This window comes from Pseudoclavibacter terrae (assembly GCF_008831075.1).
GTDB classification, from domain to species: Bacteria; Actinomycetota; Actinomycetes; order Actinomycetales; family Microbacteriaceae; genus Pseudoclavibacter; species Pseudoclavibacter terrae.
The window spans coordinates 140739-158539 of record NZ_WBJX01000001.1 but is presented as its reverse complement, the minus strand read 5'-3'; the positions used below and the strand labels follow the sequence as shown (position 1 = coordinate 158539).

Here is a 17801-nt window from a genome sequence, read left to right as displayed (position 1 = left end):
CGATCACGTGGCTACGCTTCCCCCATGCCCTCGCCCATCAGCAAGACCGAGTCCACATCACGCTTCGACGCGATCACCCGCGACGAGCTCGACCGCCCCGACAGCCGAAAGTGGAGCCTCAACGAGGGCACGATCGGCGCGTGGGTCGCGGAGATGGATTTCGGGACGGCCTCGAACGTGCGCGAGGCGATCCTCGGCGCCGTCGCCAAGGACGAGCTCGGCTACCTCGCCCCACCGACCTGGGCGCGGACCACGGCGGCAGCATCCGCCTTCTTCGAACGGCGCTACGGGTGGGCGGTCGACCCCGAGCGCATCCACCACATCGCCGACGTCATGGGCGCCTTCGACGTGTTCGTGCGCCACTTCACCGCGCCGGGCTCCCCCATCATCGTGCCGACACCCGCCTACATGCCGTTCCTCGTGACCGAGGCACTGCAGGGGCGCGAGACCATCGAAGTGCCCGGCGTGATCGAGGGCACCCGGTGGACGCTCGACTTCGACGGCATCGAGCGCGCCTTCGCGAACGGGCCGGCGAATGTCGTCCTCGTCAACCCGCACAACCCGACCGGTGCGATCTACACACGCGAGGAGCTGCTCCGTCTTGCCGACATCGTCGAACGCGGCGGCGGCCGCGTGTTCGCCGACGAGATCTGGGCGCCCCTCACCCTCGACGGGCCGCCGCACATCCCCTACGCATCCATCTCCGCCGAAGCCGCGCGTCACTCCGTCACGTCCACGGCGGCGTCGAAGGCCTGGAACGTCGCCGGCCTCAAATCCGCCCAGATCATCTTCACGAACGACGACGACCTCGAGCACTACCGAACGTTCGGATTCGGCGTCGTCTGGGGGTCCTCGATCCTCGGCGCCTTCGCGGCCGAAGCCGCGTACAGCAGCAGCGACGAGTGGCTCGACGACGTCAACGGGGCGCTCATCGAGAACCGGGAGCTGCTCTTCGCGCTCATCGCCGAGCACCTCCCCGGCGTCCGAGCGGTCGTGCCCGAGTCGACCTACGTGGCATGGCTCGACGTGTCAGCGCTCGAGATCGACGGCCCGCCGGCAAAGTTCTTCCTCGACAACGCCGGCGTCACCCTCACGGCCGGAGCCTCCTGTGGGGCCGGCTTCGAGCAGTACGTGCGCATCGTCTTCGCGACGCCCAAGCCGGTGCTGGAGGAGATCATCCAACGGATGGCGGACGCGCTCGCCGCTCGCTAGAAGCGGGCGCAAGCGACACCTCGGCCGCTAGCCCTGCTCCGCGATGCGCTCGTGGTGGCGGATCACCTCGGCGATGATGAAGTTGATGAAGGTCTCCGCGAACTCGGGGTCAAGGTGCGACTCCTCCGCGAGCTGACGCAATCGGAGGATCTGACGGCGCTCCCGGTCGGGGTCGGCGGGAGGGAGGCCGTATTCAGCCTTCAGCTCACCCACCAGCGTGGTGAACTTGAAGCGCTCCGCGAGCATGTGCACCAGCGCGGCGTCGATGTTGTCGATGCTTCCCCGGATCGAGGTCAGGCGACGCAGTGCCGCGTCATCCGCCGCGTGCTCTGCGTGGGTGGGGGCGTCGGTCGAAGAAGGCATGGGACGAGCCTAGCGGGGGTCGCCAGACGACGAGAAGTCGCCGACCGCCAACATTGTCAACAATCGACATTCGGACTACCCTGGGCACATGCCAAGCCCCCACGAGCCAGACGACGCCACCCCCCAGGGCGACCACCCGTCGGAGCACGACCACGCCGGCGGGGAGGCCTTCAGCCCCGCGCATCCGTGCGTCGACCGCGCACACGAGGGTGACGACGGGCACGGCCACAGCCACGGCCTCGGCGACCACACCACGGCGACGGGCAAGCACCGCAAGAAGCTCGTCATCGTGCTCGCAATCACTGCAAGCGTGTTCCTCGTGCAGGTGATCGGCGCCTTCGCCTCGAACTCGCTCTCCCTCCTCGCCGACGCCGGACACATGCTGACCGATGCCGCCGGCGTCACCGTCGCACTGCTCGCGAGCTACGTTGCCACGCTGCCCGCATCCTCGCGCCGGACCTTCGGCTTCCAGCGCGCCGAGGTGCTCGCCGCGCTCACCAATGGCCTCATCCTCGGCGTCATCGCCGTGACGATCTTCATCGAGGCCATCCGACGCTTCGGGCAGGAGGTCGAGATCGAGTCAGGCATCATGCTGGCCGCCGCTGTCATCGGCGCTCTCGCGAACCTCGTGTCGCTGCTGGTGCTTCGCTCTGGACAGAAGGAGAGCCTCAACGTGCGCGGCGCGTACCTCGAGGTGCTCGGCGACCTGCTGGGTTCAGTCGCCGTCATCATCGCCGCCATCGTCATCTGGGTGACGGGCTGGATGGTGGCCGATCAGATCGCATCCATCCTCATCGCCGTCCTCATCTTCCCCAGGGCGATCAGCCTCCTCCGCGAGGTCGTCGACGTGCTCATGGAGGCGACGCCCAAGAACGTCGACCTCGACGCCACCCGCGAGCACCTCCGCTCCGTTCCGGGGGTCGTGGATGTGCACGACGTCCACGCGTGGACCATCACCTCCGGAGTCCCCATGTTCTCGGCCCACGTCGTCGTAGCACCGGAGGCCCTCGACGAGCGGGGACTCGACGCCGTGCTCTGCGAACTCGACGCCTGCTTGAAAGGACACTTCGAGACGAGCCACAGCACGTTCCAGGTGGAACCGGCCGCCCACGTCGGACACGAGGCTCACTCGGGGCAGCTGCACTCATGACGTCCACCGGATTGCAGAGCCAGCCGACCTCGGCGATCATCGCCGAGCATCTCCGCGAACGCGTCGTCGATGGCACCTACGCGCCGGGCGCCCAGATGAACGAGGCGCGCCTCGCCGGCGACTTCCAGGTATCCAGAGGCCCGGTCCGCGAAGCCCTGCAGCGGCTCGTACAGGAGGGCCTCCTCGAGAGCAGACGCAACCGCGGGGTGTTCGTCCGCGAGCTGACCGATGATGACGCGGCGGAGATCTTCGCGGCCCGCGAGGTGCTCGAATGCGCCGCGGCAGCCGTGATCGCCGCCAAGCCCGCGGTCGAACGCGCACGCATCGCAACTGCGCTCTCCTCGATCGCAGCTGAGCTCAACACCGCCATCCGAGCGAACCAGGAGGCGCGCACGCTGCGCCTCGACCACGAGTTCCACAGCCGCTTCGTGGACAGCGCAGGCAACTCCCGGCTCTCCCGCGCGTACGCGACGATCGCCACCGAATCGCTGATCTGCTCATCGCACGGTGTCGGCGCGCATCCGCCACTCGGCGACTTCAGCACACACCACGAAGCCCTCGTCCAGCTCACGGAGCGGGGTGACATCGAGGGCATCCACGCGGCGGTGCACCGACACCTGACCCGCGCCTGAAGCGCCCGCACGAGAGCACGACGGCGCACGGGTTCCGGGACATGTCGGCACTCTCGTGCGTAGTCATGGACCGGGCCAAATGCTGCCCGAATCCCTGTAGGGTCGATCGCGCTACTCATAAGTAGCACTTTCGAACCGGGGGGAACATGAAACGAAAAGTTGCAGCCGCCGCGCTGGCCGGGCTCATGGGCATCGCCATCATGAGCGCCGCGCCCGCACAGGCAGACCAGGCAGGGGAGACACCGAGCGAATCGGAGTCGCAGGAGGCCATCGAGGAGGTCACGCCGGAGGTCTTCGACAACCTCCACGAGGACATCGTCGCCAGCGACTCCGAAGCGACCGCGGAGATCGACCCCGGAGGCGACCAGACGGAGCGAATGACCGTCTCCTTAGAAGCCAGCTCGAGCTCCATCGAAGTGGACCCGGCCGACGGCGGCGCCGTCACGATGTCCCTCGTGCAGGCGACGGGGGCAGAGACGCCAGCCGACATCACGAACGAAGGGACGCTCTTCGCGGATCACGCGAGTGGCATCAGCTCCACCGCAGTGGTCAAGGAAGACGGCTCGGTGCAGGTGGTCTCCACCATCGCGGAAGGGACGATGACCCAGGAGATCCCCTACCAATTCGACGCAGCCGGACTCTCGTACATCCAGGAGGCCGATGACGGCGCCCTGTTCTTGCGAGCCGCCGACGGCTCCCTGCTCGGCGGAGTGGCACCGGCCTGGGCCAAGGACGCGAACGGCGTCGAGGTTCCAACGCACTACGAAGTCACAGGCACCCAGGTTGTCCAGGTCGTGGAGCATCTGGCCGGCGACTTCCAGTACCCGGTTGTCGCCGACCCGTTCTGGGGCACCAACCTGTTCGACTACGTCAGGTGGATCAACGGCGTGCATGTCCTGAAGCCATCCGGCTGGAATCGCGCGATCCGCATGGGGGCGGTGAACACGCCCCAGGCCCCCAACATCGGCTTGTCGATCATCATGGCCGACGGATGGAATGAGTTCGCGAACAGGTCGCCCGGTCGATACAACATCAACCACTCGACCCGGCAGCAGTATTACTGCCACGCGGTCTACGGCATCGATGTGCTGACGAACCCGACCTGGGACCTGGAGCCGTATCGCCCATCGCTCCCTAGGGAGAACTGGCACGAGGTCTTCCGGCACAAGTGCAACTGGAACTACTCCAACGGAAATCCCTAGTGAAGCACCAGGCGTTGAAGTGGATGTCGTGTGCAGTTCTGCTGGTCGTGCCCGGAGTTCTCCTGACTGCTTGCGATTACCTGCGGGACGACGTGACGCTCGCGGGGGTTTGGGATACAGAAGCCCCGACGATCCTGACGTCACAGGAGGACGTGACAGCGCAGGCCTGTGAAGGTGCAGGCGCGTGTGTAGAGGCGTTCAGCTCAGACCAGGCGGATGCCTTCAAATTCTCTTCGAAAGAGGACGCGGACGCAGCCCGAATTGAGGGTGACGTGCAGATTCGCGACATCTTCCTCATTCGCTGGAAGCAGGATATTCCCGCACAGGACAAGGAGTACATCGAGTACATGCTTCGAAACTCCGGGACCTCCGAATAGGCGTCCACTCCAAGAAAGACGACAGGAGGACGCCGGTGAATCGCTGGCTCCGTATCTCAGTTCTGCTCATTCCGGTCCTTGTCCTGACCGCATGTGTCACGGTGCATGACATAGAGCTCCGCTACGTGTGGGACACGGAAGCCGCGGAAGAGCTGACGAATCAAAGGGACGTCACGGAGACCGTCTGCGGTGCGATGGTCGACTGCGTGGAAGCGCTGCAAGCCGACCAGGGGCTCTTCCTGAAGTTCCCGTCTGAAGACTCAGCCGCCGCGGCGAAGCAGCCGGACGACGAACTCGTGCGAGGGATCTTCCTCCTGCGGTGGTCTGAGGGCGTGCCCGTCGAGGACAAGGAATTCGTGACCTTCGTCCTCGAGAACGCGCTCCAGTCGGGGAAGGAGGATCCGGAGGCGATCGGCGCCACCGCCCCGTGACCTCGAGGCGTCGTCGCCTGCACGTCGCAGAATGAGCGCCACACATGCGGAACGCGCGTCACCCGGAGGGGCGACGCGCGTTTCGCGTGCAAGCGAGCGCCTAGGCGGGCAGCCCGTCGAGGACGGCTGCCGTGCCGGACAGTCCGAGCCGCGACGCACCGGCCTCGACCATGGCAAGCGCATCAGCCGTCGAGCGGATGCCGCCAGACGCCTTCACGCCGAGCCGCTCGCCGACCGTCTTCCTCATGAGCGCGACGGCGTGAGTGGATGCTCCCCCGGCCGCCGAGAACCCCGTCGACGTCTTCACGTAGTCGGCACCGGCCGCCTCGGAGGCTTCGCAGGCCGCGACGATCTCGTCGTCGGTGAGGGCCGCGGACTCGATGATGACCTTGAGCAGCGCATGCGGCGCCGCAACGCGCACTGCAGCCACGTCAGCCTGCACGAGGTCAGCACGGCCTGCCTTGAGCATGCCGATGTCGATCACCATGTCGAGCTCGTCGGCCCCGTCCGCGACAGCTCTCGCCGCTTCTGCAGCCTTGATCGCCGAGTGGTGCTTCCCGGACGGGAAGCCGATGACGGTCGCGATCTTCACGTCTCCGGCTTCACCCTGCACGGGCAGCATGTTGGGGGAGACGCAGATCGAGAACGCCTTGAGCGCCTTGGCCTCATCGAGGAGAGCGACAACCTGGTTCGGCGTCGCGTCCGTCTTCAGCAGCGTGTGGTCCACGATGCTGGCCAGTTCTGCCCTCGTGACCTGGTCGGCAGAGTCCGCCTGTCCGTTGAACTCGGTCATCAGCTGACGACGTTGATCTGCACGTCGACGTTGCCGCGAGTGGCGTGCGAGTACGGGCAGATGTCCTCGTGCGCGACGCGAGCGACCTCAGCGGTCTCCTCGGCGGAGAGGTTCGGCGCGTACACGTCGTGGACGACCGAGAGCTCGAAGCCCGTGGGCTCGCGCTTGCCGATCCCCACGGAGGTCGAGACCGCCGCATCCTTCGTGTCCTTCTCGAGCTGCTTTCCTGCCGCATGGAACGCGCCGAGGAAGCAGGCCGAGTAGCCGGCCGCGAAGAGCTGCTCTGGGTTGGTGCCCTCGCCGCTGCCACCCATCTCCTTGGGGGGACGCGTGTCGAGGTCGATGCGGTCGTCTTCAGATCGCACGTGGCCGTCGCGGCCACCACCGGAAGCGTGGGCAATTGCGGTGTACACAGGAGTCGTCATGAGTCCATGGAACCACGACTCGTGATGGAAACGCTCAGTGCCCGCACTCGACGCGCGCCAGAACGCTCTGGCGAACACTGAGCCACTCCGACTCGATGATCGGGAAGCGAACCGTGTCTCGCCAGCTCCCATCTGCACGGGGGCTGATGCCGACGCAGGACGAGGTCCATCCGCGCTCCGCCCACCCCGCACTGTCAGCAGGCTGGAGCACGACGTGTCGACCTCGGAGCAGCTTCTGGGGATCACGTTGCAGAGGTCAAGAGAACACGAATCCGCCGCCGTGATTCGCCGAATCACCCTCAGCGACAAGGCTCCACCGCCCAATACCTGAGGCCTCAGCTACGACGAGGGCGATCCGGGTGGAACTCCCCTGGTCACATGGGGATTTCGCGTGCCCGACCAACCAGGCGGCGCGCGGACGATATCCATGGACTAAATGCGCCTATTCGGACCCCCAGAGAGTGCATTCGCGGCCACTTGTCGTGTTAGTTTCCTTCCAGTGATGAGCGAGACAAGCTCAATCCGAGCCGCTTCACGAAAGCGAAGCTGGATTCGGAAGTACCGACATCACCTCCCCCGATCTCGAGTCTCGGCTCGAGAACCACAACGGAACAGAGAGCAACCAAATACTCCCCGCGCCGGCGCGTAACGCCGGGTTTGAGGAATTGCGGGCCCCAATCGACACCGGGGCGGGCGTCATCGGGGGACGACGCCCAACTGCATCACTCGCCACGGCGACCGCGGCAGGGGACGATGGGCACCAACTTCGGGGGAGGTTGGTGCCCATCACTACTTTCACGAGGCAATCGCGCGCATGCGTCTCTGCCTCGTGAGAGTCCAAGGGCGGCGAACCCATCGGGTTCGCCGCCCTTCTGCATCGCAGAGGCGCCGAGACCGTCCGCATCCGACGTCGAACCTCAGGCTCGCCAGGATCGACGCAGCAGTCCGAGAAAATGGCCACACCCGGACGACAACGCCCCGGGCCCAGCAGCTTCGCCCTCGCCCGCGGTCAGGACGCGCGGTACCGCCCCGGGCGGTGGTTGAGCATGATGATGCCGCTCAGAACACCGGCGCCCAGCGCAGAGACCAGCACGAGGACGGGCGCGAGGACCGTGAACGACGCGAGCACGACGCACAGGTCGAGGGCGAGCAGCACATACCCGGCCCGGAATCCGAATCGGTCTTGCACGACGAGCGCGACCACCGTGAAGCCCCCGAGGCTCGAGTTGTGGCGGAAGAGGATCAGCAGCCCGACCCCGCAGAGCACGTTGCCGAGGATCGCCGCGTACACGGGGTGCAGCTCCAGCGGCCCGACCGTGGATGCGTGCAGCGATGTGAGCAGTGAGACGAGCACGATCGAGACGAGGCTTCTCGCGACGAACCGCCACCCCTTCCCCCTCGCAGCGAGCGCGAAGAACGGCAGGTTGACGACGACGAAGATCGCGCCGAACGGGATGGGCAGCACGTAGCCGAGGAGCAGCGAGAGGCCTGCCGTGCCCCCCGTGACGAGACCACCGGACTTGAGCAGGAACAGCCCGAACGAGATGACGAGGGCACCGACCGCGAGACCGGCGATGTCGTCGATGGCTCGGTGCCGTGGGGGCTCGACGAGTTCAGGGACACGCACAGCTGCTTCGGTCATGCGCGAAGCTTCACCCCCCGAAGGTATTCTGCGCAAGACAGGGTGCTTCGGTTGAGCATTCTGCATAACAAGCTTCTCGTGAGGGAGAGATATGACCAGTCAGCGCGGCTTCGATGCCCTGGATGCGCGGATCATCCGGGCGCTCGACCACCAGCCGGGAGCCTCCGTGCTGGCCCTCGCCCGCGAGCTGGGCGTGGCTCGCAACACGGTGCATGCCAGGCTCGCCCGCCTCCAGCGGGAGGGGATGCTCGCCCCTGAGAGTCGCCGCCTCGACGCGACCTCGCTGGGATACCCCCTTACCGCGTTCGTCGCCCTCTCCCTCAGCCAGAACGCCGCCGACGAGGCCTACACGCGGCTCGGTGAGATGGCTCAGGTGGTGGAGGTGCACTCCACGACCGGTGACGCCGATCTGCTCGTGCGCGTCGTGGCGAAGGACACCAGCGACCTGCACCGGGTGACGCGGGCCATGCTCGAGCTGCCCGGCGTCACGCGGACCAGCACGACGGTGTCGCTCTCCGAGGTGGTGCCCTACCGGCTGACGCGCATCCTCGACGACATCGCCGACGGCGCATCCACGCCCGCGCCGGCCTGACTCACCCGCCCCGCCCACGCAGAAGAGTGCGGCAGATGCAGGCTCCCACCCTCGGGAGCGTGCATCTGCCGCACTCTTGTCGACGGGATGGGGCACGGGCTGGCCCTGCTTAGTCCTGCTTGGTCGAGAAGGCCGAGTCGAACGCCGCCTCCGAGGGTCGGTACGTGGAGAGCTTGCGCACGAACCCCAGCGCCTCCGGCGCACCGATCAGGCGGTCCATGCCCGCATCCTCCCACTCCACCGACAACGGACCCTCGTAGCCGATCGCGTTCAGCATGCGGAAGCAGTCCTCCCACGGCACGTCCCCGTGCCCGGTCGAGATGAAGTCCCAGCCCCGGCGTGGGTCAGCCCACGGCAGATGCGACGACAACCGCCCGTTGCGACCATTGCTGAGGCGCTTCTTCGTGTCCTTGCAATGCACATGGAAGATGCGGTCCTGGAAGTCCCACAAGAACCCCACCGGGTCGATGTCCTGCCACACCATGTGCGACGGATCCCAGTTCAACCCGAACGACTCCCGATGCCCGATCGCCTCCAACGCGCGCTTCGTGGTCCAGTAGTCGTACGCGATCTCCGACGGGTGCACCTCATGCGCGAACCGCACCCCGACCTCCTCGAACACATCCAGGATCGGGTTCCACCGGTCCGCGAAGTCCTGATAGCCCGCATCCACCATCGCCTCCGTGGCGGGAGGGAACATCGCCACATACTTCCAAATGCTCGACCCCGTGAACCCGGTCACCGTCTTCACGCCCAACGCTGCCGCGAGGCGGGCCGTGTTCTTCAGCTCCTCCGCCGCGCGCTGACGCACCCCCTCCGGCTCGCCGTCACCCCACACCCGGTCGGACACGATGTCCCGATGCCGCTGATCGATGGGGTCATCGCACACCACCTGCCCCTTCAAATGGTTCGAGATCGTCCACACCTTCAAACCATTGCGCTCCAGCACCTCCAGCTTGGAGGCCACGTACTCGGCGTCATCCCACCGCCACGGATCCAGGTGATCACCCCAGCAGGCAATCTCGAGACCGTCGTAGCCCCACTCCCCCGCCAGCCGAGCAACCTCCTCGAACGGCAGATCAGCCCACTGACCGGTGAACAACGTGACAGGACGAGACATGCGCTAGCTCCTCTGGAGTTCTGATTCGACGGGTGTCGGTGCTGAGGCGGCGGACACGGGGATCGTGACCCACGAGCTGCCGTTCGCCGAGCTCTCCTCGACGGCCGCGAGCACTCGCTGCACGGCGAGGCCGTCCGCGAATGAGGGTGCGGGTGCCCGCTCGGCCGCGATGTCCTCGACGAGCTCGACGGCCTGGTGCGTGAAGGCGTGCTCGTACCCGAGGCCGTGACCGGCGGGCCACCAGGCCTTGATGAACGGATGGTGGTCTGGTTCGGTGACGATGATGCGCGTGTAGCCGGCGGTCGCCTGGTCGCCGGTCGCGTCGAAGTACTCGAGCACGTTCATGTCCTCGAAGTCGAAGGCGAGCGAGCCCTTGGTGCCGTTGATCTCGAGGCGGATGGCGTTCTTCCGTCCGTACGCGAAGCGCGTCGCCTCGAACACGGCGATCGCTCCGCTCTCCAGGCGTCCGAAGAAGACCGCTGCGTCGTCGACGGTGACTGGTCCCCGCTCGCTGCCACCGGTTCCGGAGAGGCCAGCGAAGTCGTCGGCGATGGGCCGCTCGTTCACGAAGGTCTCCACGAGCCCGGAGACGCCGCTGAGCTGCTGCCCCGTGATGAAGTGGGTGAGGTCGACGATGTGCGCGCCGATGTCCCCGAGGGCCCCGGATCCGGCCTTCTCCTTGTCGAGGCGCCACGACAGCGGCGCGTTCTCGTCAGCGAGCCAGTCCTGCAGGTACTGCGCCCGCACCTGGCGGATGTCGCCGATGCGGCCGTCCGCGACGAGCTGCTGCGCGAGCCTGATCGCCGGCACGCGACGGTACGTGAAGCCGACCATGGCTCGCACGCCGCGCGCCTCGGCGGCGATGGCTGCGGCGTTCATCCGCTCAGCCTCCTCGACCGTGTTGGCGAGCGGCTTCTCGCACAGCACGTGCTTGCCTGCTTCGAGGGCTGCGATCGCGATCTCGGCGTGCGTGTCGCCGGGCGAGCAGATGTCGATGAGCTGCACATCGTCGCGTGTCAGCAGCTCACGCCAGTCGGTGGTGCTCGACGCCCAGCCGAGCTTGTCGGCTGCCTTGGCCGCTTTCTCGGCGTTGCGGCCCGCGACGACACGCATGCGGGGTGCGAGCGGCAGGTCGAAGAACCGGGGCGCGTTGCGCCACGCCTGCGAGTGTGCGGCACCCATGAAGGCGTAGCCGACCATCCCGATGCCCAGTTCCGGCTGTGCGTCTTGACTCATTGTTCACTCTTTCGTTCAGGAGGCCGACGCGGGGTGGAGTCAGAGAGGAGGAGAGCTCCACCCCGCGTGGACAGTGTGGGCGTCTGGTTACGACTCGAACGCCGCGTCGATGTACTGGTCGACGTTGTCGCTCGTCACGACGGGCGCGTAGAGCTGCACGAGACGCGGAACGCTCTGCGACGTGAGGTCGCCGAGCGAGCGGTCGTGTGCGATGAGGCGGGCCAGCTTGATGCCGTCGGCTGCCTGCGTCGACGGGTAGATGACGGTCGCCTTGACAACGCTGTCGCCCTCCTGGATCTCACGCATCACGTTCGCCGAACCCGCGCCGCCGACGAGGAAGAACTCGTCGCGGTTGGCGTTCTCGATGGCGGAGAGGACACCGACACCCTGGTCGTCGTCGTGGTTCCACATCGCGTCGATCTGCGGAGCGGCCTGGAGGAGGTTCGTGGCCGCCTGCTCGCCGCCCTGGACGGTGAAGTCAGCTGCGACACGGTTCGAGACTTCGAGCCCGCAGTCGCCGAGTGCATCCGCGAAGCCCTGGCTGCGCTCCTGGGTGAGCGGCAGGGAGTCGATGCCCGCGATCTCGGCGACCACGGCATCCGGCTTGTCTGCGAGCTGCTCGCACATGTACGTACCGGCGCTGACGCCCATGCCGTAGTTGTCGCCGAGCACCGTGGTGCGGGCGGCGAAGGGGCTCGTGAACTCGCGGTCCACGTTGATGACCGGGATGCCGGCCTCCATCGCCTTGGTCGCGACCTCGGTGAGGGCGGCGCCGTCGAAGGGCAGCAGCACGATGGCGTCGACACCGTCGTTGATGAAGCCCTCGATCTGGCTGATCTGCAGGTTCACGTCGTTCGTGCCCTCTGCGACGCGCAGCTCGACGTCTTCGTACTTCGCCGCCTCCGCCTCGGCGGCCGAGGTGATGGCGCCCATCCAGCCGTGGTCGGCCGCGGGGGCCGAGAAGCCGATGACCAGCGGCTCGCCCGCCGCGTCGTTGTCCGACGCCGTGGCGTTGCCGCCAGCTGGGGCCTCGCCCTCCGCCGCCGGCGGGGTGTTCGAGAGGCAGCCGGTGAGCAGCAGCAGGGCCGAAGCGGCCGTTGCACCTGCTGCGAGGATCCGGCGCTTTCGGGAAGCTGTCTTCCTGAAGGAACTCGTGGACATGGGGATCTCCTTTGATGCTGCCCTGGTGGTGGGATTTGAGTCTGGTGAGGTTCGGTGAGATTCGGGATGCAGGGCTCGCGCCCGCCGCGGGGGCTAGGACGTCTTGGCCCGCGACGAGAAGCGCTGCTGGAGCAGGACCGCGATCACGATGATCGCGCCCTTGGCGATGGCCTGGACGGAGCTGTCCAGGTTCGCCTGGATGAAGATGTTCGTGAGGGTGGCGAAGATGAGGACGCCGAGGACGGTGCCGACGATCGTGCCGCGGCCGCCGACGAGGAGGGTGCCGCCGACGACGACCGCCGCGATCGCGTCCAGCTCGTAGAGCATGCCGTTGGTGGAGGAGCCCGCCGTTGTGCGGGCGAGCATCATGATCGACGCGATACCGGCAGTCAGGCCGACCAGCGCGTAGAGGTACATCGTGTGGCGCTTCACCTTGATACCGGCGAGGCGCGCGGCCTCGGGGTTGCCGCCCACCGCGACCGTCCGGCGGCCGAAGGTGGTGCGGTTCAGGAGGAACCATCCGCCGATGGCGACGAGCACGAAGATCCACACGATGACGGGGATCCCGAGGAGGTCGCCGCGGAACGTCTCGAGGAACGAGTCGACGTTGACGATCTGCGTGCGGCGGCCGGCGATGAGCTCCGCGAACCCGCGGGCGGCGACCATCATGGCGAGCGTGGCGATGAACGCGACGACCTTGCCGTAGGCGATGAGGACGCCGTTGACGACGCCGGCACCGAGGCCGACGAGCAGCGAGGTGAGCACGATGACCCACCATCCCCAGGCTTCTGCGTAGGCCTGCGTGGAGAGCGTCGTCGCCCACACCGATGCGAGTCCGAGCACCGAGCCCACCGATAGGTCGATGCCGCCCGCCGTGATGACGAAGGTCATGCCGATGGAGAGGACGCCGATGATGGAGGCCTGGCTCAGCACGACCATGAGGTTGTCGACGCTCGCGAAGCGCTCCCCCGCCGAGACCGTGCCCGCGATGCAGAGCACGACGAGTGCCAGGATGAGTCCGAAGTTGCGGGCCGAGCTGCCTCCGAAGAAGCCGCCGCGCTTGGCGTTGTCGCTCGCGACCTCGTGCTCGACGCGGAGACTCTCGTCGGCGGCCGGGGCAGTGATCGCTGCGTCGTCGTACGGGGAGCCGCCGTTCGGGGCAGAGGACTGGGGAGTCTGAGTGCTCATGCTGCGCTGCTTTCCATAACCATGTCGAGTACTGCGTGCTCATCGAGAGCGGATGCTGGGCCCTGGTGGACGACCTGTCCTTCGGAGACGACGAGCACCCGGTCGGCGAGGCCGAGGACTTCCGGGATCTCGCTGGAGACGACGACAACGGCCGCCCCTTCGTCGGCGAGCTTGCGGATGAGGGCGTAGATCTCAGCCCTGGCCCCCACGTCGACGCCTCGCGTGGGCTCGTCGAGCAGCAGCACGCGGCAGCCGTGCACGAGCCAGCGGGCGAGCATCGCCTTCTGCTGGTTGCCGCCGGACAGCGTGCGGATGTCGCGTTCGACGCCCGCGGGTCGCAGGTCGAGGTATTCGGCCTGCTCCTTCGCGGCCCGGCGCTCGTCGCTCTCCTTCAGCCACGAGAACGAGGCGAAGCGCTGGAAGGTCGAGAGGGTGATGTTGCGGTAGACGGGCTCGTCGAGCAGGAGCCCCTGGCTCTTGCGCTCTTCGGGCGCGAGGCCGATGCCCGCGTTCACCGCGGCGGTGACGGAGCCCGGCTTGAGGGTCTCCCCCTCCACCGTGACCGTGCCGCCTGTCGCTTTGCGAGCCCCGTAGATGGTCTCCATGATCTCGCTGCGCCCGGCCCCGACGAGCCCCGCGAAGCCCACGATCTCGCCGGCCGAAACCGTGAAGGAGACGTCCGAGAACGTGTCTGCGAGTGCGAGGTCCCGCACGTCGAGCAGCACGGGGGCATCCGCCGGCAGCTCAGGCGACTCCGGGAACAGGTACTCGACCTTGCGGCCGGTCATGAGGGTGATGAGCTCGGAGGTCGGCGTCTCGCTGACCGGCAGGTTCTGCGCAACCGTGCGGCCGTCCTTGAGCACCGTGATGCGGTCGCCGATCGTGCGGATCTCCTCCAGACGGTGCGAGATGTAGATGATCGCGACGCCCGCCTTGGTGAGCTCCTCGACGACCCGGAAGAGGTTCGCGACCTCCTCGGAGTCGAGGACCGCGGAAGGCTCGTCCATGACGATGATGCGCGCGTCGTGCGAGAGCGCCCGGGCCATGGAGACGATCTGCTTCCCGGCGGCGGACAGCTCGCCGACCTCGGTCGACGGTGAGATCTCCGAGTGGCCGAGGCGCGCCAGGATCTCCTTCGTCCGCTGCTTGGCCTCGGCCCGCCTCGAGACGCCAGCCGTGTCGAGCTCGTGCCCGAGGTAGACGTTCTCCGCGACCGTCAGACCGTCGACGACGTCGAGTTCCTGGTACATCGTCGCGATGCCGAGGCCGAGGGCCGCGACGGGGTTCGGGATCGTGATGGGCTCGCCGTCGAGGAGCAGCTGCCCCTCGGTGGGCTGGTGGGCGCCGGCGAGCACCTTGATGAGCGTCGACTTGCCCGCGCCGTTCTGGCCGAGGAGGCAGTGCACTTCGCCGGGAAGCACGTCGAGGTCGACACCGTCGAGCGCCCGGGCACCGGGAAACTGCTTGACGATGCCGCGCATCTGCAGCAGGGGGGATGGACCCGAGTTGGGGTCTTCGTTGACCATGTGTCGAAAGCTACGCGCACTTTTGTCGACGGTCAAGCAAAAGTCTCATGTCTGTTGCACAATTGAGATACGCCGCCACACAGAAGCGTCGCAGTCGCCGTCGACTCGCCGCGGGGTAACGTGGCGAAGTCGGTTCGGTTCCCGCCGACCACCGACCGCCGACTCGAGAAGGGAGACGCCGATGGTCATCGAGCAGCTGCCGAAGCCGGTGTCGCGCCAGCCAGGACCCGGGGAGCTCTTCCAGATGCTGCGGGACGGGGCACCGCGCACACGCGCGGAGCTCGCATCCGTCACCGGACAAGCCCGTTCCACGGTTGCCACTCGCATCGACATGCTCATGACGGCGGGCCTCATCGTGACCGTCGGCGAGGCGCACTCGACAGGCGGCAGGCCGCCTGCGGTCTTCGCCTTCTCCCCCGAGAGCAGGGTCGTCCTCGCCATCGACCTCGGCGCCACCCACGCGCGCATGGCGCTCACCGACCTGGCCTCGAACATCATCGCCGACTCGGAGGACAAGCTGCCCATCGACCTCGGTCCGGACAAGGTGCTCGCGTGGGTCTGCGAGAAGGGTGACGAGATGCTCGCCGCCTCCGGGCGTGGGCGACGTGAGCTCGTGAGCGTCGGCGTCGGCCTCCCCGGCCCCGTGGAGTTCAGCTCCGGCCGCCCCATCAACCCGCCCATCATGCCCGGGTGGGACGACGCCGACGTCGCGGGACGCCTCGGCGCACACTTCGACGCGCCCGTGCTCGTCGACAACGACGTCAACATCATGGCCCTGGGCGAGCACCGCAGCGAGTGGCCAGACGTCTCCGACCTGCTCTTCGTGAAGGTCGCCACCGGCATCGGATCCGGCATCATCGCCGACGGGTCCCTGCGCCGCGGGGCGAGGGGAGCCGCGGGTGACATCGGCCACATCGCGGTGCCAGGGGCAGAGGACACCCCCTGCCGGTGCGGCAACCTCGGCTGCCTCGAAGCCGTCGCCGGGAGCGACGCCATCGCCCGCCGGTTGCGCCAGGAGGGCGTCGAGGTGTCCGGCAGCGCCCAGATCGTGGCGCTCGTGCGCTCGGGTGACCTCAGCGCCGCGCGGGCCCTGCGTCAGGCCGGCCGCGACGTCGGCACCGTCCTCGCGGCCTGCGTCAGCATGCTCAACCCCTCCATGATCGTCATCGGCGGCAGCATCGCCGAAGCTGGCGAGCAGCTCATGGCGGGCATCCGCGAGGTCGTCTACTCGCGCTCCCTCCCGCTCGCCACGCAGCACCTGCGAGTCGTCGCATCCCGCGCCAGAGGCGAGGCCGCCATCCTCGGAGCCAGCGCCCTCGCCATCGACCACGTGCTCTCGGCGGAGGCCATCGACGCCGCGCTCGCCTAGCGTCCCGGCTCGCCGCGCCTGCTAGGGAACAAGCCGTGCGCTGGCCCAGTGGCCCGAGCGCCGCGAGTGCAGGCAGCGTGCGTGCTCGACGCCGGACAGGTCGATGGCGTCGAGGGCATCAACCGCGACGCGGATCCACGCGAAACGCGCGAACGCGGCATCCTCGCCCGCACCCAGGCCGTCGGTGACGACATCGGAGACGCGCGTGGCCGGCACCCGCGACCGGTCGTACAGCCGCTTCGACCCCTCCCCGAGCCCATCCCAGGCGGCACGCCGCAGGTCCGCATCTCGGACGATCTCACCGGCCCCCTCGAGACGAAGCTGCACATCGCGATCGGGGTCGTAGAAGGTGATGGCGACCCGCGGATCCCTCGCCAGCTCCTGCACCTTCGCGGTGCGCGCGTCCGTCGCGAACGCCACCGTGCCCGACCGCCCATCGACCTCGCGCAGGATCACGGCACGGACACGGGGCTCCCCCGCCGCCCCGACCGTACCGAGGTAGCCGAGTGTGAACGGTGTCCGCGTCTCGGTCGCAGCCTTGAGAGCACCCCACAGGGCCTCGAGCTCCCCGATGTCGACGCTCACGGAAGGATCGAATCCACGTAGCCGCCATCGGCGCGCAACGCCCCGCCCGTCGTCGCCGACGCGAACGGCGACGCCAGGTAGGTGACCAGATGCGCGATCTCCTCAGGCTCGATGAGGCGCTCCAGCAGCGACTGCGGACGGTGACGACGCATGAACGCACGCTGCGCCTCATCCCAGGGGAGCTCATCCCCGACCATCTCGGCGACGAAGCCCTCGACTCCCCCCGTGTGCGTGGGTCCGGCGATGACGGCGTTGACCGTCACGCCGGTGCCCTTCACCGCCTTCGCGTACCCGCGCGACACCGCCAGCAGCGCCGTCTTGCTCATGCCGTAGTGGATCATCTCCTCGGGAATCACCACCGCCGAGTCGCTCGCGATCGAGATCACCCGACCCCAGCCACGAGCGGTCATGCCCGGCAGGTACTCGCGCATGAGGCGCGCCGCCGACAGCACGTTCACCTCGAAGTAGCGACGCCATTCGTCGTCGCTGATCTCCAGGGCCGGCGTGCTGCCGAACACGCCGAGATTGTTGACGAGGATGTCGATGTCGGGAAACGCCGCCATGACGGTGGACGCGCCTTCCGCCGTCGCGAGGTCCGCGGCCACCCCCTCGATGGTCGCGTCCGGCAGGCGCCCCCGAAGCTCGGCGGCCGCAGCCGCCACCCCGTCCGCGCCGCGCCCGTTCACGACGACGGTGGCGCCGGCCGCGGCGAGATCCGCGGCTATCGCCAGTCCGATGCCCTGCGTTGAACCGGTGACGAGGGCTGTGCGATTCGACAGATCGATGTTCATTGCAGC

Annotated in this window: 19 protein-coding genes; 8 read left to right on the top strand and 11 right to left on the bottom strand. The window is 67.6% G+C overall.

Annotated features, from left to right (window positions below; genetic code table 11):
- The first annotated feature begins 24 nt into the window (after positions 1-24).
- Positions 25-1212 (top strand): MalY/PatB family protein, encoded by a 1188-nt coding sequence (locus F8O03_RS00810; protein ID WP_151421976.1) that lies wholly within the window; start codon positions 25-27, stop codon positions 1210-1212.
- A gap of 27 nt (positions 1213-1239) precedes the next feature.
- On the opposite strand, the gene F8O03_RS00805 is transcribed toward F8O03_RS00810, so the two are convergent.
- On the bottom strand, positions 1240-1575 hold the full coding sequence (locus tag F8O03_RS00805; RefSeq protein ID WP_104251534.1) for a chorismate mutase: 336 nt from the start codon (positions 1573-1575) through the stop codon (positions 1240-1242).
- 88 nt (positions 1576-1663) lie between these two features.
- On the opposite strand from F8O03_RS00805, the gene F8O03_RS00800 reads away from it, so the two are divergent.
- The 5 genes from F8O03_RS00800 (at position 1664) to F8O03_RS00780 (ending at position 5367) form a co-directional block, all read left to right on the top strand.
- Positions 1664-2725: a cation diffusion facilitator family transporter gene (locus F8O03_RS00800; protein WP_104251533.1), complete on the top strand. Its 1062-nt coding sequence runs from the start codon at positions 1664-1666 to the stop codon at positions 2723-2725.
- The gene (locus F8O03_RS00795; protein ID WP_151421975.1) at positions 2722-3357 is read left to right on the top strand and encodes a GntR family transcriptional regulator; all 636 of its coding nucleotides are present in this window, start codon (positions 2722-2724) and stop codon (positions 3355-3357) included. Before F8O03_RS00800 ends, F8O03_RS00795 begins: the two co-directional genes overlap by 4 nt.
- 146 nt (positions 3358-3503) lie before the next feature.
- Complete coding sequence (locus F8O03_RS00790; RefSeq protein ID WP_151421974.1) at positions 3504-4559, top strand: DUF2599 domain-containing protein; 1056 nt, start codon at positions 3504-3506, stop codon at positions 4557-4559.
- Positions 4559-4936, top strand: coding sequence for a hypothetical protein (locus tag F8O03_RS00785; protein WP_151421973.1), 378 nt, complete (start codon positions 4559-4561; stop codon positions 4934-4936). The genes F8O03_RS00790 and F8O03_RS00785 overlap by 1 nt, the downstream gene beginning before the upstream one ends.
- A gap of 101 nt (positions 4937-5037) precedes the next feature.
- Positions 5038-5367, top strand: coding sequence for a hypothetical protein (locus F8O03_RS00780; RefSeq protein WP_151421972.1), 330 nt, complete (start codon positions 5038-5040; stop codon positions 5365-5367).
- Positions 5368-5467: 100 nt separating this feature from the next.
- Here F8O03_RS00780 and deoC read toward each other — a convergent pair whose 3' ends face one another.
- The 3 genes from deoC to F8O03_RS00765 all read right to left on the bottom strand — a co-directional run bounded on the left by deoC (position 5468) and on the right by F8O03_RS00765 (position 8227).
- A complete protein-coding gene (deoC, locus tag F8O03_RS00775) occupies positions 5468-6160 on the bottom strand; it encodes a deoxyribose-phosphate aldolase (RefSeq protein ID WP_151421971.1) in 693 nt (230 codons plus the stop codon).
- Positions 6160-6585 carry an organic hydroperoxide resistance protein gene (locus F8O03_RS00770; protein WP_104251527.1) on the bottom strand — a complete coding sequence of 142 codons (426 nt, stop codon included), beginning with the start codon at positions 6583-6585 and terminating at the stop codon, positions 6160-6162. Before F8O03_RS00770 ends, deoC begins: the two co-directional genes overlap by 1 nt.
- A 1009-nt stretch (positions 6586-7594) precedes the next feature.
- The gene (locus F8O03_RS00765; protein ID WP_151421970.1) at positions 7595-8227 is read right to left on the bottom strand and encodes a YitT family protein; all 633 of its coding nucleotides are present in this window, start codon (positions 8225-8227) and stop codon (positions 7595-7597) included.
- 91 nt (positions 8228-8318) lie between these two features.
- Here F8O03_RS00765 and F8O03_RS00760 point away from each other — a divergent pair, with 91 nt between their 5' ends.
- Positions 8319-8819: an Lrp/AsnC family transcriptional regulator gene (locus F8O03_RS00760; protein ID WP_151421969.1), complete on the top strand. Its 501-nt coding sequence runs from the start codon at positions 8319-8321 to the stop codon at positions 8817-8819.
- Between the two features lie 109 nt (positions 8820-8928).
- Here the strand turns inward: F8O03_RS00760 and F8O03_RS00755 are convergent, their stop codons facing one another.
- The 5 genes from F8O03_RS00755 to F8O03_RS00735 all read right to left on the bottom strand — a co-directional run bounded on the left by F8O03_RS00755 (position 8929) and on the right by F8O03_RS00735 (position 15050).
- On the bottom strand, positions 8929-9939 hold the full coding sequence (locus F8O03_RS00755; protein ID WP_151421968.1) for a sugar phosphate isomerase/epimerase family protein: 1011 nt from the start codon (positions 9937-9939) through the stop codon (positions 8929-8931).
- 3 nt (positions 9940-9942) lie between these two features.
- Positions 9943-11175, bottom strand: a complete 1233-nt coding sequence (locus F8O03_RS00750; protein ID WP_151421967.1) for a Gfo/Idh/MocA family protein — start codon at positions 11173-11175, stop codon at positions 9943-9945.
- Between the two features lie 87 nt (positions 11176-11262).
- A complete protein-coding gene (locus F8O03_RS00745) occupies positions 11263-12336 on the bottom strand; it encodes a substrate-binding domain-containing protein (RefSeq protein ID WP_104251522.1) in 1074 nt (357 codons plus the stop codon).
- A gap of 93 nt (positions 12337-12429) precedes the next feature.
- Positions 12430-13524 (bottom strand): ABC transporter permease, encoded by a 1095-nt coding sequence (locus F8O03_RS00740; protein ID WP_151421966.1) that lies wholly within the window; start codon positions 13522-13524, stop codon positions 12430-12432.
- On the bottom strand, positions 13521-15050 hold the full coding sequence (locus F8O03_RS00735; RefSeq protein WP_151421965.1) for a sugar ABC transporter ATP-binding protein: 1530 nt from the start codon (positions 15048-15050) through the stop codon (positions 13521-13523). The genes F8O03_RS00740 and F8O03_RS00735 overlap by 4 nt, the downstream gene beginning before the upstream one ends.
- Positions 15051-15231: 181 nt before the next feature.
- Here F8O03_RS00735 and F8O03_RS00730 point away from each other — a divergent pair, with 181 nt between their 5' ends.
- Positions 15232-16419: an ROK family protein gene (locus tag F8O03_RS00730; RefSeq protein ID WP_151421964.1), complete on the top strand. Its 1188-nt coding sequence runs from the start codon at positions 15232-15234 to the stop codon at positions 16417-16419.
- A gap of 21 nt (positions 16420-16440) precedes the next feature.
- On the opposite strand, the gene F8O03_RS00725 is transcribed toward F8O03_RS00730, so the two are convergent.
- Positions 16441-17004, bottom strand: a complete 564-nt coding sequence (locus tag F8O03_RS00725) for a pyridoxamine 5'-phosphate oxidase family protein (protein WP_151421963.1) — start codon at positions 17002-17004, stop codon at positions 16441-16443.
- A complete protein-coding gene (locus F8O03_RS00720) occupies positions 17001-17795 on the bottom strand; it encodes an SDR family NAD(P)-dependent oxidoreductase (RefSeq protein WP_151421962.1) in 795 nt (264 codons plus the stop codon). Before F8O03_RS00720 ends, F8O03_RS00725 begins: the two co-directional genes overlap by 4 nt.
- Between the last annotated feature and the right edge of the window lie 6 nt (positions 17796-17801).